Origin of the sequence: Parafrankia sp. FMc2, assembly GCF_041008525.1 — a bacterium.
GTDB lineage: Bacteria > Actinomycetota > Actinomycetes > Frankiales > Frankiaceae > Parafrankia.
Window position 1 is genome coordinate 123,560 of the sequence record NZ_JBFLUG010000001.1, and the last position, 24,818, is coordinate 148,377.

The following is a 24,818-nucleotide window of genomic DNA, read 5'->3' on the forward strand; positions in this document are numbered from 1 at the left end:
GTCAGCCGGCCCTGGTCAGCAGCAGAGCACCGACCACGAGGACGGCACCTCCCAACATCGACAGTGCGTAGGACCGGACGAAACCGGTCTGGGTGCGTCGCAGCCGGCCGGACAGCCCGCCGACGGCCGCGGCGCTGCCGCGCACGAATCCGTCGATGCCGACGTTGTCCGCCCAGACCAGGAAGCGGGTCAGGTACTGCCCGGGCCGCATGGCGACGGCTTCGTTGACGGTGTTCGCGTAGAGGTCGTGCCGCGCGGCGACGGTGACCACGCTGACCTCGGCGTCCGGCCGGGCGACGGCCTCGACGGGGCGCAGCGCGTAGCGCAGGTACGCACCGGCGAAACCTCCGGCGGAGACGACCAGCACCAGCGCGGTGACGACGGCGGGTGAGATGTCGTGGTGCGCCTCACCGTGCTCGCCGACGACCGGCGCCAGCCAGTTCTGCATCGAGTTGCCGAGGACGAACAGGCCACCGGCGAACACCGAGCCGACCGCGAGCAGCAGCATCGGGCCGGTCATCGTGGCCGCCGACTCGTGCGGGTGCTTCGCGGCCGGGCCCTCGTGTTCCCAGCGTTCCTTGCCGTGGAAGGTCATGAGGAACAGCCGGGTCATGTAGAACGCGGTGATGCCGGCGCCGAGCAGTGCCACTCCGCCGAGGACGTAGCCGCTCGTCCCGCCCTTGGCCAGCGCGGTCTCGATGATGCGGTCCTTGGTGAAGAAGCCGGACAGGCCCGGGAAGCCGATGATCGCCAGGTAGCCGAGCCCGAAGGTGATCCAGGTGATCGGCATGTACTTCCGCAGGCCGCCGTAGCGGCGCATGTCCTGCTCGTCGTCCATCGCGTGGATGACGGAGCCGGAACCGAGGAAGAGGCCGGCCTTGAAGAAGCCGTGCGCCAGCAGGTGCATGATGCCGAGCGCGTAGCCGGCGGGCCCGAGGCCCACGGCCAGGAACATGTAGCCGATCTGGCTGACCGTCGAGTACGCCAGGACCTTCTTGATGTCGTCGTAGGCGCAGCCGATGACGCACCCGATCAGGATCGTGACCGCGCCGATGATCAGGACGACGGTGCGGGCGGCCTGCGTCTGGTCGAAGATCGGCGCCGCGCGGACGATCAGGTAGACACCGGCGGTGACCATCGTCGCGGCGTGGATCAGCGCGGAGATCGGGGTGGGGCCCTCCATGGCGTCCGGCAGCCAGGCCTGCAGCGGGAACTGGCCGGACTTGCCGCACGCGCCGAGCAGGAGCAGCAGCGCGACCGCGCTGATGGTGCCGTAGCCGATCACGTCCGCGGCGGCCGCGCCGAACACGTCGTCGTAGTTGGTGCTGCCGACGGTGGCGAACATGAACATGATGGCGAGCGCCAGCCCGACGTCACCGACCCGGTTCATGTAGAAGGCCTTGTTCGCGGCGGTGGCCGCGGCGGGCTTGTACTCCCAGAACTTGATGAGCAGGTAGGACGAGAGACCGACCAGCTCCCAGCCGCCGTAGAGAACCAGGAAGTTGTTCCCCAGGACCAGCAGCAGCATGGACGCCAGGAACAGGTTCATGTAGGCGAAGAAGCGCCGCCGCCCGGGGTCGTGCGCCATGTAGCCGATCGAGTAGATGTGGATCAGCGTTCCCACACCGGTGATCAGCAGCACGAACAGGATGGACAGCTGGTCCACCAACAGGCCGACGTCCACCTGGAAGCTGTTGACCGGCACCCAGCTGAACAGGTGCTGGGAGACCGCGCGGTCGTCGCCCTCCCGGTCGAGCAGCCCGACGAACAGCACCAGGCCGACGACGAACGAGGCCGCCGCCGTGAGCGTTCCGAGCAGGTGGCCCCACCGGTCGGTGCGCCGCCCGCCGAGCAGGAGAACGGCCGCCCCGGCCAGCGGCAGCGCGATGAGCAGCCAGGTCAGCGAGAACGCCCCGGACGCGGCGGCGTAGTGCACGGCCCCACCGCCGTGCTCCTCGGCCGCGAGGAGGGCCCCTGGCGCGCTCATCGCGGTCCGGTTCCGGGTACGTGCGCCAGCGCCAGGGCCACCGGAGGTGGTCCGGGCTGCGCCGCCCCTGTTGCGCAAAGCGTCACTGCAGTGTCGTCCGTTCTTCCGTGACCGGAGGTCCCGGTCGCGGCCGCGTCGTGGGCGGCCGGGGACAGGCCTGGAGGAGGCCCGAGTACGTCGAGGGTTGCGCTCAGTCCGTCGAGGTTGCTCAGTACATCGAGGTTGCTCAGTACATCGAGTTACTCAGACCTCAGCGGCTCAGTACTTCAGGAGGTTCACGTCGTCGACCGAGGCGGATCTGCGCGTCCGGAAGATCGCCAGAATGATGGCTAGGCCGACGACCACCTCGGCGGCGGCCACGACCATGACGAAGAACGCCATGATCTGGCCCTCCAGCGTGCCGTGGATGCGGGAGAAGGTCACCAGCGTCAGGTTCACCGAGTTGAGCATCAGCTCGATCGACATGAACACGACGATCGCGTTGCGCCGGACCAGTACGCCGGTCGCCCCGATGGTGAACAGCAGTCCCGACAGGATCAGATAGTTCGCCGGGTTCACCGACCACTCCCCCTGCCCGCGCCGACCGGCGCCGACTCGCCCACGGCGCTCCCGCTGTCGGAGCGCTCCGCTGTGCCGTTCACGCCCTCGCCGCCACCGCCGGTGCCCGGCTCGCCGTCGCCACCCGTACCACCTGAACCACCCGGACCGCCCGTGTTACCGGGGCCGCCGGAGCCACTCGGGCCGCCTGGACCACCCGTGGCAGGGCCAGGGCCGGCGCCGCTGGCACCGGGCCCGTCACCGGCGGACGTACCGCCGACGGCCGGAAGCTCGCCGGTGCCGCGGACGGCCTGCTCCAGATCGGGGTTGAGCGCGAAGACCTTCGGCCCGGGTCGCGGCGTGACCGGCCCGCCCGCGGTGAAGCGCCGGCGCATCTGCTCCTTCTGCGTGAGCTTCCCGCCGGTGTGCTCGCGGTGGCCCAGCACCATCGTCCCGATGGCGGCCACAACCAGCAGGACCGAGATCGCCTCGAAGACGAACACGTACTCGGTGAAGAGCAGGCGTCCGATCGCGTGGACGTTGCCCCCGCTGTTCGCCGCCTCCAGGCCCGCCGCCGTGCCACCGTCGATCGCCCGGCCGATCGGGAAGACCAGCAGGCCGGCGAAGCCCAGGCCGAGGATCACCGCGGCGATCCGCTGGCCGCGCAGGGTCTCGACAAGCGAGTCGGACGAGTCCACGCCGACCAGCATCAGCACGAACAGGAACAGGACCATGATTGCGCCGGTGTAGACGATGATCTGGACGAACCCGAGGAAGGGTGCGTCCTGGATCAGGTAGAACACCGCGACGCAGAACAGGTTCACGACCAGCAGCAGCGCCGAGTGCACCGCGCTGCGCACCAGCACCAGCCCGAGGGCGGCGATGACCGCGACGGGTGCGAGGAGCCAGAAGGTCCAGGCCTCGCCGTTCGACGTGCTGGTCATCTCCGCCGCCTGGGCGAGGATCTGCGGACTCATCGCGGCTGCTCCGAACCGGCGCCGTGGGCGGGAACCTCGTCCGCCCGGGAGTGCTCGCCGGCGACCCGGCGGGCGATGACGCTCTCCGCCTCGGCCTGGGTGTCCCCGGCGGGCGCACCGCCATCCGGGGTGCTGCCGACCTGCCAGGGCAGGGGGGCGTCCGGGTCGCGGGTGTAGTAGTCGGTCTCGCTCTCGCCGAGCCGCATCGGGTGCGGCGGGGACTCCATCCCCTCCCGCAGCGGGGCGAGGAGCTGCTCCTTGGTGAAGATCAGGTCGGCGCGGCTGTCGTCGGCGAGCTCGTAGTCGTTCGACATGGTGAGCGCCCGGGTCGGGCACGCCTCGATGCACAGCCCGCACAGGATGCAGCGCAGGTAGTTGATCTGGTAGACGCTGCCGTAGCGCTCACCCGGGGAGTAGCGCTCCTCGTCGGTGTTGTCCGCGCCCTCGACGTAGATCGCGTCCGCGGGGCACGCCCAGGCGCACAGCTCGCACCCGACGCACTTCTCGAGACCGTCGGGGTGCCGGTTGAGCTGGTGCCGGCCGTGGAACCGCGGCGCCGTCTCCTTCTTGTACTCCGGGTACTGCTCGGTCGTCGGCTTCTTGAACATCGTCGAGAAGGTGACGCCGAATCCCTTGTAGGGGTCGAGGATCCCCATGGTTCAGCTCTCCTGACGCGGGCCGGAGCCCGCGGGGATGACGGTGGTGTTTCCCTTGTCGCGCCCTGCCAGCACACCCGTGGCCGGGCCGCCGGACGGCGGGGGCCAGGGGATCCGGTCGAGGCTCGGGGCGGATTCGGCCCGTTCCCGCTCGGCCTCCTCCTGCTCCCGTTGAGCCCTGCCCGCACCCGGGTCGATGATCGCGACGATGAGCAGGATGCCCACCACGACCCCGAAGCCGATGAGCCAGGGCGTCCGGTCGGTGACGTGCTCCTGGTAGGCGCGGAACGTCGCGACCGCGACCACCCAGACCAGGCCGACCGGGATGAGGACCTTCCAGCCGAAGGCCATGAACTGGTCGTAGCGCAGCCGCGGCAGCGTTCCCCGCAGCCAGATGAAGACGAAGATGAACAGCAGCAGCTTGGCGACGAACCAGATCAGCGGGAACCAGCCGTGGTCCAGCCCGGACAGGCCCGGGATCGGCGGCGGCTGCCACCCGCCGAGGAACAGCGTCGTCGCGATCGCCGAGACGGTGACCATGTTGATGTACTCGGCGAGGAAGAAGAAGGCGAACTTGATCGAGCTGTACTCGGTGTGGAAGCCGCCGACCAGCTCGCCCTCGGCCTCGGGGAGGTCGAACGGCGTCCGGTTCGTCTCGCCGACCATCGCGATCACGTACAGGATGAAGGACGGCAGCAGCGCGACGTACCACCAGTCGTGCTGGCTCTGCACGATGCCGGCCGTGCTCAGCGTCCCGGCGTAGATGAACACCGCGACGAAGGCGAGGCCCATCGCGACCTCGTAGGAGATGATCTGCGCGGCCGAACGCAGCGAGCCGAGCAGCGGGTACGTCGACCCGCTGGACCAGCCGGCGAGGATCAGTCCGTAGACACCCACCGACGCCGCCGCCAGCAGGTACAGGACGCTGACCGGCAGGTCCGCGAGCTGCAGCAGGGTCCGCTCACCGAAGATCGACACCTCGGGCCCGAACGGGATGCACGCGAACGCCAGGAACGCGGGCACCGCGGAGATGACCGGCGCCAGGATGAAGATCGGCTTGTCGGCCAGTGCCGGGATGATGTCTTCCTTGAGCATGAGCTTCACGCCGTCGGCGAGGCTCTGCAGCCAGCCGCGCGGGCCGTGCCGGTTCGGCCCGACCCGCTGCTGCATCTTCGCGACGACCTTGCGCTCGAAGACGATCGCGAACAGCGTCATCACCAGCAGGAACGCGAAGACCGCGACGGCCTTGATCAGGATGAGCCAGAACGGGTCGTCGGTGAGGACGGACGTGTCCGGGTCGCCCATGTTCGCGGCGATCAGGAGCGTCGAGGTCCCGGTCATGCCCGGCCTCCGGTGGTGTCGTTCCGGCCGAGCGGGGTCACGGTCACAGCGGTGTCCCTGGCCTCGGCGAGCTGCGAGCCCAGCGCGGTACCGCGCGTCTCGTCGACCGGGAAGGTGTCGACGCCGCCGCCGGGCGCGGTCTCGGTCGGCAGCAGACCGCCGGCGCTGAGCCGCACCCGGACCCCCGCGTGCTCCGCCAGCGAACGGCGCACGTGCGAGCCGGGCGAGTGCGTCGGGACCCAGACCACCCGGAAGGGCATCTCGCTGATCTCCAGCGGCAGGGTGACGGAGCCGCGGGCGGTGCTGACGGTGACCGGCTGGCCTTCGACCGCGCCGATCTCGGCCGCGGTGGCCGCCGAGAGCAGCACCTGCGGCGGGCGGGCGGTGCCGGCGAGGTAGGGCTCGCCGGCCTGCAGCGCGCCGTCGTCGATGTTGAGGTGCCAGGTGGCGAGCAGAGCCTCGCCCGGCCCGGCGGCCACCGGTGCGGACGGGACGTCCGTCGGTGCCGGGCCACGGCCGGTCTCGTCGCCGGCCCGGCCGAGCTCGCTCAGCTCGCGCGCGGCCGCCCCGGCGTCCGGAACGCGCAGGTCGATGCCCATCTCGGCGGCGAGCAGGTGCAGCACCCGCAGGTCGGGCAACGCGGGAGTGTCGAGGGCCCGCTGGAAGGGACGCAGCCGGCCCTCCCAGTTCACGAACGTGCCCGCCTTCTCCGCGACCGGGGCCACGGGGAAGACCACGTCGGCGACCTCGGCGATCGACGAGCGGCGGATCTCCAGCGAGATGCAGAACGGCACCCCCGCCAGGGTCTCCAGGGCGGCGGCCGGGTTCGGCAGGTCCTCGGCGTCGACGCCCGCGACCACGACCGCGTCGAGCTGGCCCGCGTCGGCGGCGGCCAGGATGCCGGCGGTGTCGCGGCCGGGCGCGCCGAGCAGGTTGGCGCCCCAGAAGGACTCCACCTCGGCGCGGGCTCCGACGTCCGCCACCGGGCGTCCGCCGGGGAGCAGTGACGGCAGCAGGCCGGCGGACACCGCACCGCGCTCGCCGGCGCGGCGCGGTACCCAGGCCAGCGCGGCACCGGTCGTCTCGGCCAGCCGCAGGGCGGCCGAGAGGGCCCCGGGCGACTCGGCTGCCCGCGAACCGACCAGGATCACCGCGCCGGGTGCGCGCAGCGCCTCGGTCGTGGCGGCGCCGGTCGTCCCGGCGGCCAGCTCGTCGAGCGCGGCGGCCTCGCCACCGGGCACGATCGGGATCAGGGTGCCGGCCAGCTTCCGCAGGCCACGGGTGACCAGCGGCGCGAGCGCGTGCACGGCGGTGCCGCGCTTGTCGGCCGCCTTCCGCAGCCGCAGGAAGACGATGCCGGACTCCTCCTCGGGCTCGAAGGCCACGAGCAGGACGGCGGGGGCGGCCTCCAGGTCGGCGTAGGTGACGCCGATGCCGGTGCCGGCGACCTCGCTGCCGAGGAACGCCTCCTCCTCGGCGGAGTGCGGGCGGGCCCGGAAGTCCACATCGTTGGTACGCAGGGCCACCCGGGCAAACTTGGCGTAGGCGTAGGCGTCCTCGCGGGTGAGCCGGCCTCCGGCCAGCACGCCGACGCCGCGGCGGTCCCGGCACTCGGCGAGACCGCGGGCGGCGTACTCCAGCGCCTCCGACCAGCTCGCCTCGACCAGCTCACCGGTGTTGTCGTCGCGGATCAGCGGAGTGGTGAGACGGTCGGCCTGCCGGGCGTAGGTGAACGCGAAGCGGCCCTTGTCGCAGTTCCACTCCTCGTTGACCGCCGGGTCCTCGGCGGCGAGGCGACGGGTCACCTTGCCGCGGCGGTGGTCGGTGCGCAGCGAGCAGCCGGCGGCGCAGTGCTCACAGGACGTCGGCGTCGACACCAGGTCGAACGGCCGGGCCCGGAACCGGTAGGCGGCGCTGGTGAGCGCGCCGACCGGGCAGATCTGCACCGTGTTGCCGGAGAAGTAGGACGAGAACGGCTGCCCGTCGCTGACCGCGACCTGCTCGGCGGCACCGCGCTCGAACAGCTCGATGAACGGGTCGCCGGCGATCTGCGCGGAGAACCGGGTGCACCGCGCGCAGAGCACGCAGCGCTCGCGGTCCAGCAGGATCTGGGTGGAGATGGCCAGCGGCTTGGGGTAGGCCCGCTTGGTCTCCTTGAACCGGGAGGTGGCGGCGCCGTTCGCCATCGACTGGTTCTGCAGCGGGCACTCGCCGCCCTTGTCGCAGATCGGGCAGTCGAGGGGGTGGTTGAGCAGCAGGAACTCCAGCGTCCCGGCCTGTGCCTTCTTGGCCACCGGCGAGGAGATCTGGGTCTTGACCACCATGTCCGCGGCGACCGTCGTGGTACAGGAGGCGACCGGCTTGCGCTGGCCCTCCACCTCCACGATGCACTGCCGGCAGGCCCCGACCGGGTCCAGCAGCGGGTGGTCGCAGAAGCGCGGGATCTCGATGCCCAGCTGCTCCGCGGCCCGGATGATCAGGGTGCCCTTCGGCACGCTCACCGGCAGGCCGTCGATGGTGAGCGTGACGTGGTCGGGGGCGGCCGGCACGGCCGGCTTCTCTGGGGCGACGGTCATGTCAGTGCGCTCCCGCGTAGGTGCCCGGCGTGCCCGCGGCCGCGCCACCCGCGGCCGCGCCGTTCGCCGAGCCGGCTACCGACGTGGTGGAGCCCGACGGGTTCGCCGGGGTGATCGGGAGGAACTCGTTCCGGAAGAACTTGATCCCGGAGACGATCGGCGAGGTGGCGCCGTCCGCGAGCGCGCAGAAGGCGCGTCCGAAGATGTTGTCGCAGGCGTCGACGAGAGTGTCGACGTCGTCCGGGTCGCCCTGGCCGCGCTCCATCCGGGACAGGATCTGCACCATCCAGGTGGTGCCCTCCCGGCAGGGGGTGCACTTGCCGCACGACTCGTGTGCGTAGAACTGGGTGAGCCGGCGGACCACCGGGAGCATGTCGACGGTCTCGTCCATGATCATGAGTGCGGCGGTGCCGAGCAGCGAGCCGGCCTCCTGCACGCCCTCGAAGTCCAGGGGAGCGTCCAGGTGGTCGGCGGTGAGCAGCGGGGTGGAGGAGCCGCCCGGTGTCCACGCCTTCAGCTTGCGACCGCCGAGCACGCCACCGGCGAGGTCCAGCAGCTCGCGCAGGGTGGTGCCCATCGGGGCCTCGTACTGCCCGGGGCGTGTCACGTGCCCGGAGAGGCTGTAGATCTTCGGGCCCGGCGAGCGCTCCCGGCCCATCGAGCGGAACCAGTCGACGCCGTAGTTGACGATGAAGGGAACCGTGGCGATCGTCTCGACGTTGTTCACGACCGTGGGAGATGCGTACAGACCGTGCGTCGCCGGGAACGGCGGGCGCAGCCGCGGCTGGCCTCGCCGGCCCTCCAGCGAGTCGAGCAGGGCCGTCTCCTCGCCGCAGATGTAGGCACCGGCCCCCGAGTGGATCACGAGGTCGAGGTCGAAGCCGCTACCGAGGATGTCCCGCCCCAGGTAGCCGGCCTGGTAGGCCTCGGCTACGGCGGCGCGCAGCCGCCGCGCGGCGTGGATCAGCTCACCGCGCAGGTAGACGAAGGCCCGGCTGGCCCGCACCGCATAGGCGGCGATGACGATGCCCTCGATGAGCGAGTGCGGGTCCGCCTTCATCAGCGGGGCGTCCTTGCACGTGCCCGGCTCGCCCTCGTCGGCGTTGATGACGAGGTAGTGCGGCTTGCCGTCGCCCTGCGGGATGAAGCCCCACTTCATGCCGGTGGGGAAGCCGGCTCCGCCACGGCCGCGCAGGCCGGAGTCCTTGATCAGTTTGATGAGGTCGTCGGGCCCCTGGGCGAGTGCCCGGCGCAGGCCCTGGTAACCGTCGAGGCGCTCGTAGGTCGCCAGCGTCCACGACTCGGGCGCGCTCCAGCGCCGGGTGAGGACCGGGGTGACAGGCATGGTCAGTTCACCTTCGTCTGCGTGGCGCCGGTCGCCGAGGCGGGCGGCGGTGCCTGGTCCGCCGCGCCGGTCGCGCCCGCGGGGGCGGACGGCGGCGCGGTCGACGGGAGCGGCGTCAGCGGCGGGGCGCCGGCGACACCGTCCTCCGGCTTCCAGCCGCCGGCCTCCGCGATCAGCACGCCGGCGAGCGACGGGTCGCCCACCCCCGGGCCCGCGACACCCTCCGGCCGCGGGTCGGCGAACCCGGCGAGCTGGAAGGAGGTCTCACCAAACGTACACAGCGGACCACCACGGGTGGGGGCCGGGCGCTCGCCACGCCGGAGGGCGTCGACGATCTCCTCGGCGGAGTCCGGGGTCACCTGGTCGTAGAACTCGTAGTTCACGGTCATGACCGGGGCGTAGTCGCAGGCCGCGAGGCACTCGGCGTGCTCCAGCGTGATCGTGCCGTCCTCGGTGGTCTGGTCGTGCCCGACCCCGAGCGTGCCTGACAGCCGCTGGTAGACGTCCTCACCGCCGCGCAGCAGACACGACAGGTTCGTGCACACCGAGACCAGCCAGTCGCCGACCGGACGGCGCTTGTACATCGTGTAGAAGGTCGCGACCGCGCTGACCTCGGCGTGGGTGATGCCGAGCTGCTCGGCGCAGAAGTCGACGCCCTCCGCGGTGACGGCCCCCTCCGCCGACTGCACCAGGTGCAGCATCGGCAGCAGCGCGGACCGGGAGCGCCCCGCCGGATAGCGGGCGATGATCTCGGCCGCGGAGGCCCGGGTCTGTTCGGTCAGTGCCATCAGCGGTCAACTCCCCCGAGCACCGGGTCCACGGAGGCCACTCCGACGATCACGTCCGCCACCTGCCCGCCCTCCGTCAGTGCGGGCACGGCCTGCAGGTTGACGAAGCTTGGGTCGCGCACGTGGACGCGGAACGGCCGGCTGCCGCCATCGCTGACGACGTGGTAGCCGAGCTCGCCGCGGGGCGACTCGACCTGCGTGTAGACCTGGCCGGCCGGCACCCGGAAGCCCTCGGTGACCAGCTTGAAGTGGTGGATCAGGGCCTCCATCGAGGTACCCATGATCTTGCGGATGTGGTCGAGCGAGTTACCCATGCCGTCCGACCCGATCGACAGCTGCGACGGCCAGGCGATCTTCTTGTCGGCGACCATGACCGGGCCGGGACGCAGCCGGTCCAGGCACTGCTCGACGATCTTGAGGGACTCGCTCATCTCCTCCAGCCGCACCAGGTACCGGGCGTAGGAGTCGCCCTCCAGCGCGGTGGGGACGTCGAACTCGTAGGTCTCGTAGCCGCAGTACGGCATGGTCTTGCGCAGGTCCCAGGGCAGGCCGGCGGCGCGCAGCACCGGGCCGGTCGTCCCGAGGGCGATGCAGGCGGCGGCGTCGAGGAAGTTGACGTCGACCATCCGCGCCTTCCAGATCGGCTGGCCGGTCAGCAGCGCGTGGTACTCACGGATCCGCTTCGGCATGTCGACGAGGAACTCACGGATCCGCGGCACCGCCTCGTCCGGGATGTCCTGCGCCAGGCCGCCGGGGCGGATGTAGGCGTGGTTCATCCGCAGGCCGGTGATCAGCTCGAGCAGGTCGAGGATCTTCTCCCGCTCACGGAAGCCGAAGATCATGCCGGTGGTCGCGCCGAGCTCCATGCCGCCGGTGGCCAGCCACACCAGGTGCGAGGCGATCCGCTGCAGCTCCATGACCAGCACCCGGATGACGGTCGCCCGCTCAGGCACCTCGTCGGTGATGCCGAGCAGCTTCTCCACCGACAGGCAGTAGGCCGCCTCGTTGTACAGGGGGGAGAGGTAGTCCGCCCGGGTGAGGAAGGTGACCGCCTGCGTCCAGGTGCGGTACTCGCAGCTCTTCTCGATGCCGGTGTGCAGGTAGCCGATGACCAGGCGGGTCTCGGTGACCGTCTCGCCCTCGATCTCCAGCACCAGCCGGAGCACTCCGTGCGTGGACGGGTGCTGCGGGCCCATGTTGACGACGATGCGCTCGCCGTCGTCCTCACCGGAACCGAGGACCTGCTCCCAGTCTCCCCCGGTGACGGTGTAGACCCGGCCGGCGGACGACTCGGTGAAGCCGGCCTCGTAGGGCTGGGCACCGGTGACGGTCTCGGCCGGATCGCCGGCCGCCGTGCCACCCGCGGCGTCGACAGGGGTCTCGGTGTGCGTGCTCATAGCGAACCTCGGAGGTCTGCTCGGATGTACGCGGCGGCACTGTTGTACGCGGCGGTACCGACAGTCCCGGCGGTCTGGCGCTCCCCGACAGCCCGGCGACGGGCCGTCACGAGTAGCTCCGGCGCGTGTCGGGGGGCGGGATCTGCGCGCCCTTGTACTCGACGGCGATGCCGCCCAGCGGATAGTCCTTGCGCTGCGGATGCCCGACCCAGTCGTCCGGCATCATGATCCGCGCGAGGCCGGGGTGGCCGTCGTAGACGATGCCGAACAGGTCGTAGGTCTCCCGCTCGTGCCAGTCGGCGGTCGGCCAGACCGGCGTCAGGCTCGGCAGGTGCGGGTCGGCGTCCGGCACCGAGACCTCGACGCGCAGGCGGCGGCGGTGGGTCATCGACGTCAGGTGGATGACCGTGTGCAGGCGCCGGCCCGTCAGATCGTCGGGGTAGTCGACCCCGGACGAGGAGGAGAGCAGCTCGAACCGCAGGCCCGGGTCGTCGCGCAGCTTCCAGGCGACCTCGAGCAGCCGCTCGCGGCGGACGTGGATCGTCAGCTCGCCGTAGGCGAACACGACCCGCTCGACGGCGTCACCCAGCTCCGGGAAGACCCGCTCCAGGGTGTCGTACACCGAGTCCGCCGCGTCGTCCCCGAACGGCCGGGAGCTCGACTCAAGGGTCGCCACCGGCGGCACCAGCCCGCCGAAACCGGAGGTGTCTCCGCTGCCGCGGGCACCGAACGCGTCCCGGCGGCGGCCGCCCGGGCCGCCCGGGACTCCGGCATTGCCAGGTACCAGGTCAGTCATCGGTCAGGGTCTCCGTGCTCGGTCCGGGTCCGCCGGACCGGGACTCGTCGGTCGGCTTGGCGTCGACCGGCACCCTCTTGCCGCGCCCGAACACCGACGGCGGGGCGATGGCAGCCGGGCGGCGGGTGTCCAGCGACGGCTCGACGGCACCGCGACCGGCCGGGGCCGGCGCCCCCTCCGGGAGGCTGAAGCGCTTGCGGTCGTTGACCGACAGGGTGCGGGTGTCGACCGCCCCGGCCGGCAGGCCGGACCACGCCGTGGCCACCTCGATGGGCTTCGCGTACGGCGCGGCGCCGACCTCGGTGTGCTCGGTCTTGCCCGACACCGGACCGGCGAGGATCTTCTCGTGCAGCTTGATGATCGCGTCCATCAGCATCTCCGGACGCGGCGGGCAGCCGGGCAGGTACATGTCGACCGGGACGATGTGGTCGACGCCCTGCACGATGGCGTAGTTGTTGAACATGCCGCCGCTGCTCGCGCAGACGCCCATCGACAGCACCCACTTGGGCTCGGGCATCTGGTCGTAGATCTGGCGCAGCACCGGGGCCATCTTCTGGCTCACCCGACCCGCGACGATCATGAGGTCGGCCTGGCGCGGGCTGGCGCGGAAGACCTCCATCCCGAAGCGGGAGAGGTCGTAGCGGCCGGCGCCGGTGGACATCATCTCGATGGCGCAGCAGGCCAGGCCGAACGTGGCCGGCCACAGCGAGGAGCGCCGCGACCAGTTGGCCAGCTTCTCGACGGTGGTCAGCAGAACTCCACCGGGCAGCTTCTCTTCTAGTCCCATTCCAGACCCCCCCGGCGCCATATGTAGGCGTAGGCGACGAAGATCGTCGCCATGAACGACACCATCGCGCCGAGACCGAAGACCGCGAGACTGTCGAACGCGACGGCCCACGGGAACAGGAAGATGATCTCGATGTCGAAGACGATGAAGAGCATCGCGGTGTTGTAGTACTTCACCGGGAACCGGTGCGGCCCGGCCGGCACCGGCTCAGGTTCGATACCGCACTCGTAGATGTCGACCTTGGCACGGTTGAACCGTTTCGGGCCGACCAGCGCGCTCACCGCCACGGAACCAACCGCGAACAGCATCGCGATCGCGAGCAGAACGAGGATCGGCACATAACTGTCAAGCATGCCGAACTCCTCTCCTTCGAATGTTTGGTGCGGACGTCTTGGTGGCGGTTCGCCGGGGGCGGCCGTTACCGCCCGCCCGGGCCAACCGGTGTACTTCCCGCCCCGGCCCCGGACGGGGCAGAGCGCGCATGCAGCCTACGCGACCGCTGTTTTCCCGATCGCACCGGGATTGTTCACTCCTGCCCGTCACCAGGCGGCTGCCTGTTGGCCGGCCGAAGGACGTCGAAACGTTCTTTCGCTGCCGGCACGGGCGACCGGACGAATATCCGCGCCGCGCGGGCGGTGCGCCGATGTCCCGATCGTTCGCCGCCGGACGGTGCTTCGTCCACCCCGGAGTCCCGGGTCGCGGGGCCGCGCCGGGCCCGCGGGGCCTGCGGTCAGGTGGTGGGCGCCAGCCGGGTCAACGCGTTGATCAGCCGGTCCGAGGCATCACCTCCCCGCGGGTCGGTCAGGTTCGCCATGATCTTCAGGACGAAACGCATCAACATGGGCCGGGGCAACCCGTACCGCGTACCCAGACCCATCACGGTCGGATTCCCGATCAGCTGTACGAACAGGCGACCCAGGGTGTAATACCCGCCGTATGTCTCCCGGATGATCTCCGGATAACGCTCCAGCGCACGCTCCCGCGCCGACCCGGACCCGCGGGCGAGCGCGAGCACGATCGTCTCGGCCGCAATCCGGCCCGATTCCATCGCATACGCGATGCCCTCACCATTGAACGGGTTCACCATCCCGCCGGCATCGCCGACGAGGAGAACCCCGTCCTGGTAGTGCGGGGTGCGGTTGAACGCCATCGGCAGCGCGCTCCCCCGGACCGGGCCGAGCGCGTTCTCCTCGGTGTATCCCCACTCCGGCGGCAGCGCCGCCAGCCACCGGTGCAGAAGATCCCGGTAGTCGGTGTTCTGGAAGGCACTGGTGGTGTTCAGCATCCCGAGGCCGACATTACTCGTGCCGTCGCCCATACCGAAGATCCAGCCGTACCCGGGCAGCAGCCGGCTCTGCCGGGGCGGACCCTCCCACAGCTCCAGATGCGACTCCAGGAAGTCGTCGCCCGAGCGCGGGCTGCGGTAGTAGCGCCGCACCGCGACGCCGAGCGGGCGGTCCTCCCGCCGACGGATCCCCAGCGCCAGCGCGATCCGTGCGCTGTTCCCGTCCGCCGCGACGACAACCGGGGCGCGGAAGTCGACCGGCGCCCGGTCGACCCCGGCCCGTGCGGTCACGCCGACAACCCGCCCGGTGCGGTCGTCACGCAGCGGCCCGGTCACCGTGGTGCCCTCGCGCAGCCGCGCACCGGCCTTGACCGCGTGCCGGGCGAGCATCTCGTCGAAGTCGGCGCGTGGACGGACCAGCCCGTAGTCCGGCCAGCTCGCCAGCTCCGGCCAGGGCAGCTCGAGCCGCAGGCCGCCACCGATGATGCGCAGCCCCCTGTTGCGCAGCCAGCCGGCCTCCGCCGAGGTGTCGATACCCATCTCGACCAGGCTTCGCACGGCCCGGGGGGTCAGCCCGTCGCCGCAGACCTTCTCGCGCGGGAAGGCGCTCTTCTCCAGCAGCAGGACGTCCAGGCCGGTCCGCGCCAGGTGGTAGGCGGTCACCGAGCCGCCGGGCCCGGCGCCCACCACGATGACGTCGGCATCGGGACGGTCGTCCGTGCGGGCGCCGTCTCGTTCCGTCATCCCTGTGGTCACGCGCTGCTCCGGATTCCCCACGCTGTCGGCCGGTCGCCGGCCCCATTCCAGACCCCTGCTTGCGCGCTCGTGAAATTCTTCACGAGCGCCACGCCGAAGTGTAGGCCTTGGCCGGGCCGGAGGCACCAACCAGGACCTCCAGAACCGAAGACGAGTCAACCCAGCCCGTGGAGGAGCAACGCAGCGCTACGCCACGGCAACCCATGGCACCGCCGTGGTGGCCCAGACGGGCCATGGTGACCCGGACGGGCGATACCGCCCGTCCGGGCGCCGGCACCGGTCCGGGCGCCGGCACCGGTCCGGGCGCCCCAAGAGGTGACATGGCCGCCCGCGCCGGGTACATCCTGACCGGGTACGAGGCGGGCCGACCGGCGGGTGGCGGGCGCGCCGCAGCTGACGCCCCCCAGCTGACCTGGAGCCGGCCGATCGTCTCCGACCCGGATCGACCCCGGCCCCCCGACCTCGGAGATCGACGGCCATGAGCTCAGACACTGTCACGACATCAGAGACCGTGGTCCTCACCACGGCGGACGGCCCGACACCCGCCGTCATCGCCGAACCGCCCCGGACCGCCCGCGGCGGCGTGCTGGTGGTCCACGAGGCGTTCGGCCTCACCGACCACATCACCGACGTCTGCCGCCGCTTCGCGGATCTCGGCTGGCGGGCCGTCGCGCCCGACCTCTACCACCGGGTCGGCTCGCCCGTGTTCGACTACGGCGACGCCCCGGCCGCCCTCGCCGTACGCGGCCGGCTCGCCGGCGACGACATCCTCGATGACCTGGACTCCGGGCTGATGGTGCTCGCCGAGTCAGGAACGGCGGTCGACCGCTGCGCGGTCGTCGGCTTCTGCATGGGCGGCAGCATCGCCTTCCACGCCGCCGTCCGGCGGCCGCTGGGTGCCGCGGTCACGTTCTACGGCGGCGGCATCGAGGACGGCCGGTTCGGTGAGCCCTCCCAGCTGGACGTCGCAGCCCGCCTGCAGAGTCCGTGGCTGGGCCTGTACGGCGACCTCGACCCGGCGGCACCGGTCGAGCAGGTGGAGCACCTGCGGGCCGCCGCCGCCCGCGCCGGCGTCGACACCGAGATCGTGCGCTACCCCGGGGCCGGCCACGCGTTCCACAACGACGCGCGCCCCGACTCGTACGACCCACAGGCGGCCGGCGACGCCTGGGCCCGCACCGTCGCCTGGCTCGAGTCGCACGTCCCCGCCACGTAGGAACGTGCCTGTCCCTCCTACGCGGCGTTCCTGCTGCGCGGCGTCACTCCTGCGTGGCTCCTGCTGCGTGGGGTACCTGCTCCGAGGGGCGCACGGCCCGGTGCACCGCCACGATGCCGCCACTGAGGTTGCGCCAGTTCACTCGCGTCCAGCCGGCCCCGCGGACGAGGTCGGCCAGTTCCGCCTGCCCCGGCCAGGCGCGGATGGATTCCGCCAGGTACACGTACGAGTCGGGGCTGCTGCTGACCCCGCGGGCCACAGCCGGCAGCGCACGCATCAGGTACTCCAGGTAGACCGTGCGGACCGGCCCCCACACCGGCCGGCTGAACTCACAGATCGCGAGCACGCCGCCCGGCCGGGTCACCCGCAGCAGCTCGCCGAGGCAGACATCCACGGCGGCGACGTTGCGGAGGCCGAACGAGATCGTCACCCGGTCGAACGAGGCGTCGGCGAAGGGCAGCCGCAGGCCGTCTCCGGCGGTCAGCAGCACCCGTCCCGGCCGCGGGGCGCCGGTACCGCCGCGGGGCGTGCGGGCGCCGGCGGTACCGGCGGTCTCGGCGAGTCGGTGGCGGCCGACCTCCAGCATCCCGAGCGAGAAGTCGCAGGCCACGACGTCAGCGCCACTGGCGGCGAACGCGCGCGAGGACGTCGCCGTGCCGGCAGCAACGTCGAGGACACGCAGGCCCGGCGCCAGGTCGAGCGCCCGCGCGGTCGCGGTCCGCCAGGTGCGGTCCAGGCCGGCGGAAAGGATCGCGTTCGTCACGTCGTAGCGTCGCGCGACCTGATCGAACATCGCTGCGACCTGCTCGGGCTTCTTGTCGAGACCCGCTCGGCTCACCAGATCATCCTTCTGCACTCGTACCGATGGCGGATGCCGTCGCCGTCGCCGTCGCGGTTGCTGCCGCGGTTGCTGTCGCGGTTGCGGTTGCGGCCGCCGTTGCGGTCGCGGCCTCGGCGAAGGCGTTGGCCTGGGCGGCGTCCCAGTCGGTACCGGCACCAACCGCCGCCAGCCGGGCCCTCGTGCCGTCGTCGCACAACGCGCCGTCGACACCGGCGGCGAACAGGTCCCGCAGCGGTGCGCCCAGGCCGGCCGCGATCGCGTACTCCCGCGCCAGGTCGGTGCCGAACATCGCCGGGTCGTCCGTCCCGAGTGAGCAGCGCAGGCCGGCCGTGAGCATTGCCGTCAACGGGTGCGCGGCCAGCTCCCGGATCACTCCGGTCCGCAGGTTGGACACCGGGCAGACGTCCAGCACGATGTTCCGCTCGACCAGCTCGGCGACCAGTTCCGGGTCCTCCAGCGCGCGGATGCCGTGCCGGATCCGCCGGGCGCCGAGCGCGTCCAGCGCTCCACGCACCGACTCCGGCCCTGCCGTCTCCCCCGCATGGGGCACGGCGGCCAGGCCGGCGTCCGCCGCGGCGGCGAAGACCGGCGCGTACGGCTCCGGCGGGTGACCCACCTCGGGGCCACCCAGCCCGATCCCGACGACCCCGCGGTCAGTGAAGTGCGACGACCAGCCCACGACGTCCATCGCGACCTCCGGGGGGAGCACCCGGTCGATGTCCGGGGTGAGCCGCACCTCGACGCCGAAGCGCTCCCGGGCCTCCACGGCGCCCTCGGTGTAACCGGTGAAGATCTCCTGCCAGGGGACGCCGCGGTGCACCCGGTACCAGGGCGAGAAGATCCCCTCCAGATAGACGGCTCCGTCAGCGGCAGCGCGGCCCGCGTAGTCGACGACGACCTCGCGGAAGTCCTCCGCGGTGCGCATCACGTGGGTGGTGAGCACCCAGACCTTGATGAAGTGGTCAAAGTCCCGGAACCGGTACAGATCGCGGAGGCCCTCCACGGTGCGGGCGGGCAGCGCCTCGTCGTTGCGGCGGGCCATGTCGAGCAGGATCTCGGGCCGCACCGTCCCTTCGAGATGAACGTGCAGCTCGATCTTCGGACCGGTCGGCGACGCGGGTACCGGCGTGGGCTCGCGGCTCAGGTCGTCACCAGCGGCAGAGCTGTCGAGGAGAAGTGGGAGGCCACGCGCTCGTCGACCGGGTCCTGCGCCGGATCGCGGTGCACCACCAGGTGCCGGTACAGGGTGTCGCGCTGGGCGGGGATCCGGCCGGCCGCGCGGATCAGGTGGATCAGCTCGGTGCGGTTCGTCCGGTGCCGGGCCCCGGCGGAGGAGACGACGTTCTCCTCGAGCATGACCGAGCCGAGGTCGTCCGCGCCCATGTGCAGGGTGAGCTGGCCTACCTCCTTGCCGGTCGTCAGCCACGAGCCCTGCAGGTGCGCGACATTGTCGAAGAACAGCCGCGCGACAGCGACCAGCCGCAGGTACTCCAGCGTGGTCGCCTGCGTCCGGCCACCGAGGTGGTTGTTCTCCGGCTGGTACGTCCACGGGATGAACGACCGGAAGCCCCCCGTACGGTCCTGGACGTCCCGGATCATGCGCATGTGCTCGATGCGCTCGGCGTTCGTCTCCCCGGTGCCCATCATGAACGTCGCCGTCGACTCCAGGCCGAGGCCGTGGGCGGTCTCCATCACCGACAGCCAGACGTGGCCGGGCTCCTTGAGCGGGGCGATGGCGTGACGCGGCCGCTCGGTGAGGATCTCGGCACCGGCGCCGGCGAAGCTGTCGAGCCCGGCGTCGCGCAGGCGGGTGATGACCTCGGCATGGCCCAGGCCCGACGTCCGCCCGATGTGCACGACCTCACTGGCACCGAGCGAGTGCAGCGTGAGCTGGGGGTACGCCGCCTTGATGGCCGCGAAGGTGCCCTCGTACCACTCGATCCCGAACTCGGGGTGGTGGCCGCCCTGCAGCATGATCTGCGTCGCGCCCAGTTCCACGGCCTCGCCGCACTTGGCCACGATGTCGTCGACGTCACGCACCCAGCCCTCGGGGTGCTTGGGCGACCGGTAGAAGGCACAGAAACGGCACGCCGTCACACAGACGTTCGTGTAGTTGATGTTCCGATCGATGATGTAGGTGGCGATACCGTCCGGATATCTGCGGCGGCGCACCAGGTCCGCCGCCCGGCCGAGGGCATGCAGAGGCGCGGAGGTGTAGAGCAGGAGGGCCTCTTCCGGCGAGATCCGCCCACCCTCGGCCGCACGGTCCAGCAGCGTGCGCATCTCGGCATCGGCCACCCGGGCCGAACCGGCCGGGGGCTCGCCGTCCGCATCAAGAAGGCTCACCCGTCAGATCGTACGACCTGCGCCCCCGGCCCCCGGCCCGTACGCGTCACGGCGACCGGGACGAGGGCACCGCGGGACAACGGCGAGGGGAGCCTCAGAAGGGGCCGTAGTCCGACCGCTCGCGCTCGGCGGCGCTGCGGCTGTCCCCGCCGACGGAGTCGGATGTCGGGGAGCCGGGTGCCCCGCCGACCCCGGACGTGCTCGAGGTACTCGACGTCGTGGGGGCGTGCGGGGTGCCGCCGCCGCCGGGCCCACGGCCGCGGCTGGTGAACTTGCTGGACAGCTGCCGGAACTTCTCCCGGTTCTCCGGCTTGTTCGCGGCCATCTTCGCCTTGTCGACCATCTCGCGGGCCTTCGGGCTGTGCAGCAGCTCCTGAACCTTGCTGGTGAAGTTCGCCATAACCCTGGTGTACCTGGGTCGGGGCTCGTTCATGCCGACGATCATGGCCCGGTCCACGGGGGCGCGCGGCGGGGCAGGCGGGCGCGGCCCTTCCGGTCAGCTGTTCGGGCTGCCCAGCAGGTCGTTGAGGTCCTCCGGCAGGCCTTCGATCCGCCCGGGCAGGCTCGAATCCCCACTGGCGGGATCCTGGGCGCCGTTCTGGTCCGCGCCCTGGCCACCCAGGTCCGGGACCTGCTCGCGCAGGTCGTCAGCGCCACCGCGCAGCCGGTCGACCTGCTTGTCGACCGAATCCTGCACCGAGGTGACGATCCGGTTCCAGATCTGCTGGCGCTGCTCGTCGACCATCGTCGCGATCTGGTCGGCGGCGGAGAGCAGGAACAGCACGAGCAGGACGAAGATGATCGTCCGCTTGAACGGGATCCGCAACCGCCAGCGGCGCCGGGGCCGGGGTTGGCGCTCGGGGCGATAGGGCGCCGGCGCGGGCGGCGCGGGCGGAGCCGGCGGAGGTGCCGCGGGACGGCGCTCGCCGCCCCGTGGGCGCTGGCGCGGGTCGCCGTAGTACGGCGCGGCTGGCGCGGGTGGTGGGGCCGGCCGGGCAGCGGGGCGCTGCGGGGCCGGAGCGGGCGCGGCGGGCACCGGCCGCGGCGGAGCGCCGCCGTATCCCCAGGGATCCGGGCCGGCGCGCACCGGCTCCGGCTCGTCGCCGTACTGGACGAATCCGCCCTTGCGGCGCCGTCGCGCGGGCTGCGGGCCACCCGGGCCCTGCGGCCCCACGGGCCCCGGTGGCCGCGGCGGAGAGGGTGCCTGCCGGGCGCCCGGGGGGGCATCCCACCAGTGGTTGCCGGCATCGGCCGGGCCCGCGACCCGGGTCGGCGCGGGCCGCCCGGCCGGGCCTGCACCACCTGCACCGCCTGCACCACCGGGCGGCCTGTCGAGCCGGGTGCGGGGCAGGCCCGCCTCGGCTCCGGCGTGCGCACCCGCACCGGCGGAACCGCCCGCCGCGGCACCCGCCGCCCCGGCACCGGCAGCAGCCCCCAGGCCGAACCCGGCCGCCGCGGCGGCGGCGGACCGGCCGCGCGGCCACGTCGTGTCCAGCACCTCGCTGGCGACGGCGCGGGTGCTGCCGCCGCCCTCCCGGCCGCGGTCGCCGAGCAGGCGCAGCAGCAGCTGCTCGGCGGACGGCCGGCGCCGCGGATCCCGTTGCAGCGCGGCGACGACGATGTCGAGCAGCGGTGCCGGGACCTGCCGCAGATCGGGCTCGTGCAGGAGCATCCGCTCCGACATCTCGAGGTAGGTGCCATCGCCGTACGGGTGCTCCCCCGCCGCGGCGAAGGCCACGAGCAGGCCCCAGGCGTAGATGTCGGTCGCCGGGCCCACCGGCGCGGTGCCCTCCATCTGTTCCGGCGCCATCCAGCCGACGGAGCCCAGAACCAGGCCTGACTGGGTGCGCCCGCCCACGGCGTCCAGCGCCCGGGCGATCCCGAAGTCGATCACGCGCGGGCCGGAGTACGACAGCAGGACGTTGCTCGGCTTGAGGTCACGGTGCACGATCCCGGCGCCGTGGATCGCGGTCAGCGCCGAGGCGACCCCGACCGCCACCCCCTGCAGGGTGGACAGCGGCAGCGGGCCCGACTCCGCGACGACCTCGTCGAGCCGGGCGCCGTCGATGAACTCGGTGACCAGGTAGGGGCGCCGTGCGTGCGGGTCGGCGTCCAGGACCTGGGCGGTGCAGAACGGCGCCACCCGGCGCGCGGCGGCGACCTCGTCGGCGAACCGGTCGCGGAACTCGGGGTCGATCGCGAGATCCGACCGGATCACCTTGATCGCGACCTGCCGGCCCTGGGAGTCGAGGGCGAGGTACACCCGGCCCATGCCGCCCGCGCCCAGCCGGCCGATGACCTCGTAGCGCCCGATCGACGTCGGATCGTCCGGGTGCAGAGGTTCCCCGTGCGTCCGGCGTGCCGATCGGTCCGCCACGTCTCGCCCGCTCTCCCGCCTGTCCCAGCGGCCGCCGGGACACCCCACCTGCGTGCCCGCGAGCCCGCGGGCACCTCCATCATCACGCTTCGGCGGCGGCCGCGACAGACCAGACGACCTGATCGACAACAGCGGCGCCGAATGTGACGCTAACGCGCCCGGGGTCCGGGGGCCGCGTCGTGTCCGCCTTCCGACGGCCTGCGGGAGGGTCCGCCGTCGGGGCGGGCGGGCTGCCGACGATCAGCCGAGGGCACTGCCGGCGGTCAGCCAGGGTGGAGGAGGGGAACTCACCTGCGACCGCCGACGGGTCAGGGCCGGCGGTTGCAGGTACCGGCACAGCACACCATCGCGACGGATCGAATGTCGAACGCCTGTTCACACCATCGGGGGGTCATGCCGGCTGCGGGCGCCCCCGGGGCGGCAGGACCACCCGAGCGTGCCGCCCGTGCGTGCCGGCTCCCCCGGCGGTTCGTGTATGGGGCCCGGTGCCGCGGTGGCAGTGCCGCGGTGGCAGTGCCGCGGTGAAGGTGCTGCCGGGGCCGTGCTGCCGGGACGCGGGGGCGCTGCCGGCGGGAAGGTGCGGGCGGCGGCAGACTGGACGCATGCGCGGTCTGCTGGTGATCGGACACGGCTCCCGTCGGGATGAGGCGAATGCCATGGTGGTCGAGCTCTCCCGCGCGCTCGCACCCTGCGCGGACCGGCCGGAATGGGACGCGGTGGAGCCGGCCTTCCTCGACCTCGCCCACCCGGACATCGCCCAGGGTTATGCCGCGCTGGTCGACGCCGGCTGCTCGGAGATCATCGCGCACCCCTTCTTCCTGTTCGAGGGAAACCACACCGCCCGTGACATTCCCGACGCGCTGGCGGCGGCGCAGTCCGCGCACCCCGGTACGCGGTGGACGATCACTCTGCCGCTCGGCCTGCACCCGGGAGTCGTCCACGCGGTCCGGGCCCGCATCGAGGACGCGCTGGAGCAGCCCGGGCTGGACGCCGCAGCAGCTGATGGTGGAAGCGCGGAGGGGAGCAAGAACGAGGCTCAGGCGGTCGGCGCGCGGCGGGCGGCCACCAGCTCGGCGACCACCGCGGCGAGCGGGTAGATCCCCGGCTCGGGCGGGACGGCGTCCACCCGCAGGCCCGCGGCCTCACAGGCCTGGACGGTGCGGCGCCCCATCGCTGCCACGAGGACGGACTCGGGCAGCGGCCCGTACAGCTCGGCCAGGCAGCGGGCCGCGGTCGACGAGGCGAGCGCGACGGCGTCGATGTCACCGTGGCGTAGTTCCTGCGCGATCCGCGGGTCTGCCTCGGCCGCCGCGTCGGTCAGCAGCCGGACCCGGCGCATCGTCCGGATCCCGGTCGGCGGCGGCGCGTCCCCGCAGACCACCACCCGCAGCCCTGACACCGGTACCTCGGTGACCATCCGGTTCGCGACCTGGACCTCGGCCGACGAGCGGACCGCCGTCAGCCCGAGCCCGGCCAGCGCCGCCGCCGCGGAGTCGGACGCCGCGACCAGCGTCAGACCGGCCAGCGCGCGGACGTCCGTGCCCTGGGCGCGCAGCAGCGTGACGGTGGCGGCGACCTCGTCCGCATCGGCCAGCACCAGCCCGTCCGCGCCGGGCAGCGCCGCGCGCAGGGCCGCTCCGTCGGCGACCGGGACAAGCTGGCTGACCACCGTCTCGACGGCCTCCGCACCGAGCTCACGCAGCCGGCGCGCCAGCAGCCCCTGGCGCGCCCTGGTCCGTGGCACGAGTACCCGGAGCCCGGCAAGCGGCGCGGCCGCACTCCCGGCCTGCCCCGCGGCCCCGGCCGGGTTCTGCCCGGCGGAGACCGGGTGGGGCGTCAGGTCGGGCGCCAGGTCGGGGAGGACGGCGGCGTCGCGCCGGGCGGCGACCGCGCCGACGACCAGCACCGCGGGCGAACGCAGCTGGAACGCGATGGCGTCGACGGCGAGAGCGTCGAGGGTGGTGCGGAGCACCCGCTGCGCGGGGGTGGTGCCGCGCTCGATGACCGCTGCCGGCGTCGTCGGCGGTCGGCCGCCGCGCATCAGCGCCTCGACGATGTCGATCAGCCGGGCGACGCCCATGAGCACGACGATCGTGGCCCGGCTGGCCGCGAGGGCCGCCCAGTCCACCGTCGACTGCGGGTGGTCGGGTGGCAGGTGGCCGGAGACGATCGCGATGTCCTGTGCCACCCCGCGGTGGGTGACCGGGATGCCCGCGTAGGCGGGGGCGGCGATCGCGGAGCTCACACCGGGGACCACGGTGCAGGGAATCCCGGCGGCGGCGCAGGCCTCGGCCTCCTCGCCGCCGCGGCCAAGCAGGAACGGGTCCCCGCCCTTGAGGCGCACCACCATCGCCCCGGCGCGGGCCTCCTCGACCAGGATCCGGTTCACTTCCTCCTGGCTGCGCGACAGCGTCGGGCTCTTGCCGACGTGGATCACCCGCGCCTCCGGCCGCGCCGCGTCAAGCAGCACCGCCGCGGCCAGGCGGTCGGTGACGACCACGTCGGCCCGGGCAAGCAGCTCCCGCCCGCGCACCGTCAGCAGCCCGGGATCACCGGGACCAGCCCCTACCAGCCATACCTCGCCGGTTCCGCTGCGGCCGAGGGCCACCGGGGCCGGGTCAGGCTCGGGCCGCCGGCTGCCGGGCCCGGTCGTCGCGACTACCACGGCGTGCACGGTACAGCCTGGTGGGCGCAGCCTGCCCTGGTTCGTCGCGGCGTCGGCATCGGCCCACGGCCGGAGCCCGTTGCTGGTGACAGCCCTGCCCAGGCCGACGCGGGCCGGGAGCGACGCGGGCAGCAGGCATCGGCCG

21 protein-coding genes are annotated in these 24,818 nt (G+C 72.4%); 2 read left to right on the plus strand and 19 right to left on the minus strand.

Annotation, left to right across the window (positions count from 1 at the left end; genetic code table 11):
• Position 1 precedes the first annotated feature (1 nt).
• The 13 genes from nuoL to AB1460_RS00650 form a co-directional block, all read right to left on the minus strand.
• Entirely contained in the window at positions 2-1,987 is a 1,986-nt protein-coding gene (nuoL, locus tag AB1460_RS00590; protein ID WP_368958533.1) for an NADH-quinone oxidoreductase subunit L, read from the minus strand.
• Between the two features lie 258 nt (positions 1,988-2,245).
• Positions 2,246-2,545 (minus strand): NADH-quinone oxidoreductase subunit NuoK, encoded by a 300-nt coding sequence (gene nuoK / locus AB1460_RS00595; protein ID WP_066066242.1) that lies wholly within the window; start codon positions 2,543-2,545, stop codon positions 2,246-2,248.
• Entirely contained in the window at positions 2,542-3,501 is a 960-nt protein-coding gene (locus AB1460_RS00600) for an NADH-quinone oxidoreductase subunit J (RefSeq protein ID WP_368958534.1), read from the minus strand. The genes nuoK and AB1460_RS00600 overlap by 4 nt, the downstream gene beginning before the upstream one ends.
• A complete protein-coding gene (gene nuoI, locus AB1460_RS00605; RefSeq protein WP_368958535.1) occupies positions 3,498-4,157 on the minus strand; it encodes an NADH-quinone oxidoreductase subunit NuoI in 660 nt (219 codons plus the stop codon). Before nuoI ends, AB1460_RS00600 begins: the two co-directional genes overlap by 4 nt.
• 3 nt (positions 4,158-4,160) lie before the next feature.
• Complete coding sequence (gene nuoH / locus AB1460_RS00610; protein WP_368958536.1) at positions 4,161-5,498, minus strand: NADH-quinone oxidoreductase subunit NuoH; 1,338 nt, start codon at positions 5,496-5,498, stop codon at positions 4,161-4,163.
• On the minus strand, positions 5,495-8,074 hold the full coding sequence (locus AB1460_RS00615) for an NADH-quinone oxidoreductase subunit G (RefSeq protein ID WP_368958537.1): 2,580 nt from the start codon (positions 8,072-8,074) through the stop codon (positions 5,495-5,497). Before AB1460_RS00615 ends, nuoH begins: the two co-directional genes overlap by 4 nt.
• 1 nt (position 8,075) lies before the next feature.
• On the minus strand, positions 8,076-9,419 hold the full coding sequence (nuoF, locus tag AB1460_RS00620; protein ID WP_368958538.1) for an NADH-quinone oxidoreductase subunit NuoF: 1,344 nt from the start codon (positions 9,417-9,419) through the stop codon (positions 8,076-8,078).
• A gap of 2 nt (positions 9,420-9,421) precedes the next feature.
• Positions 9,422-10,207 (minus strand): NADH-quinone oxidoreductase subunit NuoE, encoded by a 786-nt coding sequence (gene nuoE / locus AB1460_RS00625; RefSeq protein WP_368958539.1) that lies wholly within the window; start codon positions 10,205-10,207, stop codon positions 9,422-9,424.
• A complete protein-coding gene (locus AB1460_RS00630) occupies positions 10,207-11,604 on the minus strand; it encodes an NADH-quinone oxidoreductase subunit D (protein ID WP_368958541.1) in 1,398 nt (465 codons plus the stop codon). Before AB1460_RS00630 ends, nuoE begins: the two co-directional genes overlap by 1 nt.
• 106 nt (positions 11,605-11,710) lie before the next feature.
• A complete protein-coding gene (locus AB1460_RS00635; RefSeq protein ID WP_368958542.1) occupies positions 11,711-12,400 on the minus strand; it encodes an NADH-quinone oxidoreductase subunit C in 690 nt (229 codons plus the stop codon).
• Entirely contained in the window at positions 12,393-13,187 is a 795-nt protein-coding gene (locus AB1460_RS00640) for a NuoB/complex I 20 kDa subunit family protein (protein ID WP_368958543.1), read from the minus strand. Before AB1460_RS00640 ends, AB1460_RS00635 begins: the two co-directional genes overlap by 8 nt.
• The gene (locus AB1460_RS00645; RefSeq protein ID WP_071083831.1) at positions 13,178-13,540 is read right to left on the minus strand and encodes an NADH-quinone oxidoreductase subunit A; all 363 of its coding nucleotides are present in this window, start codon (positions 13,538-13,540) and stop codon (positions 13,178-13,180) included. Before AB1460_RS00645 ends, AB1460_RS00640 begins: the two co-directional genes overlap by 10 nt.
• 377 nt (positions 13,541-13,917) lie before the next feature.
• Positions 13,918-15,216: a geranylgeranyl reductase family protein gene (locus AB1460_RS00650; RefSeq protein ID WP_368958659.1), complete on the minus strand. Its 1,299-nt coding sequence runs from the start codon at positions 15,214-15,216 to the stop codon at positions 13,918-13,920.
• Between the two features lie 490 nt (positions 15,217-15,706).
• On the opposite strand from AB1460_RS00650, the gene AB1460_RS00655 reads away from it, so the two are divergent.
• A complete protein-coding gene (locus tag AB1460_RS00655; protein ID WP_368958544.1) occupies positions 15,707-16,444 on the plus strand; it encodes a dienelactone hydrolase family protein in 738 nt (245 codons plus the stop codon).
• Positions 16,445-16,487: 43 nt separating this feature from the next.
• Here AB1460_RS00655 and AB1460_RS00660 read toward each other — a convergent pair whose 3' ends face one another.
• The 5 genes from AB1460_RS00660 to AB1460_RS00680 all read right to left on the minus strand — a co-directional run bounded on the left by AB1460_RS00660 (position 16,488) and on the right by AB1460_RS00680 (position 22,008).
• Positions 16,488-17,282, minus strand: a complete 795-nt coding sequence (locus AB1460_RS00660; RefSeq protein WP_368958545.1) for a demethylmenaquinone methyltransferase — start codon at positions 17,280-17,282, stop codon at positions 16,488-16,490.
• A 4-nt stretch (positions 17,283-17,286) separates the two neighbouring features.
• Positions 17,287-18,351: an adenosine deaminase gene (gene add, locus AB1460_RS00665; RefSeq protein WP_420497146.1), complete on the minus strand. Its 1,065-nt coding sequence runs from the start codon at positions 18,349-18,351 to the stop codon at positions 17,287-17,289.
• A 74-nt stretch (positions 18,352-18,425) separates the two neighbouring features.
• Positions 18,426-19,631 carry a cyclic dehypoxanthinyl futalosine synthase gene (gene mqnC, locus AB1460_RS00670; RefSeq protein ID WP_368958546.1) on the minus strand — a complete coding sequence of 402 codons (1,206 nt, stop codon included), beginning with the start codon at positions 19,629-19,631 and terminating at the stop codon, positions 18,426-18,428.
• A gap of 94 nt (positions 19,632-19,725) precedes the next feature.
• Positions 19,726-20,064, minus strand: coding sequence for a hypothetical protein (locus AB1460_RS00675; protein WP_368958547.1), 339 nt, complete (start codon positions 20,062-20,064; stop codon positions 19,726-19,728).
• Between the two features lie 63 nt (positions 20,065-20,127).
• Positions 20,128-22,008 (minus strand): serine/threonine-protein kinase, encoded by a 1,881-nt coding sequence (locus AB1460_RS00680; RefSeq protein WP_368958548.1) that lies wholly within the window; start codon positions 22,006-22,008, stop codon positions 20,128-20,130.
• Between the two features lie 656 nt (positions 22,009-22,664).
• On the opposite strand from AB1460_RS00680, the gene AB1460_RS00685 reads away from it, so the two are divergent.
• Positions 22,665-23,105 carry a sirohydrochlorin chelatase gene (locus AB1460_RS00685; RefSeq protein WP_420497147.1) on the plus strand — a complete coding sequence of 147 codons (441 nt, stop codon included), beginning with the start codon at positions 22,665-22,667 and terminating at the stop codon, positions 23,103-23,105.
• Here AB1460_RS00685 and cobA read toward each other — a convergent pair.
• Positions 23,045-24,682, minus strand: a complete 1,638-nt coding sequence (gene cobA / locus AB1460_RS00690) for a uroporphyrinogen-III C-methyltransferase (RefSeq protein WP_368958550.1) — start codon at positions 24,680-24,682, stop codon at positions 23,045-23,047. The two genes, AB1460_RS00685 and cobA, sit on opposite strands and share 61 nt — an antisense overlap.
• Between the last annotated feature and the right edge of the window lie 136 nt (positions 24,683-24,818).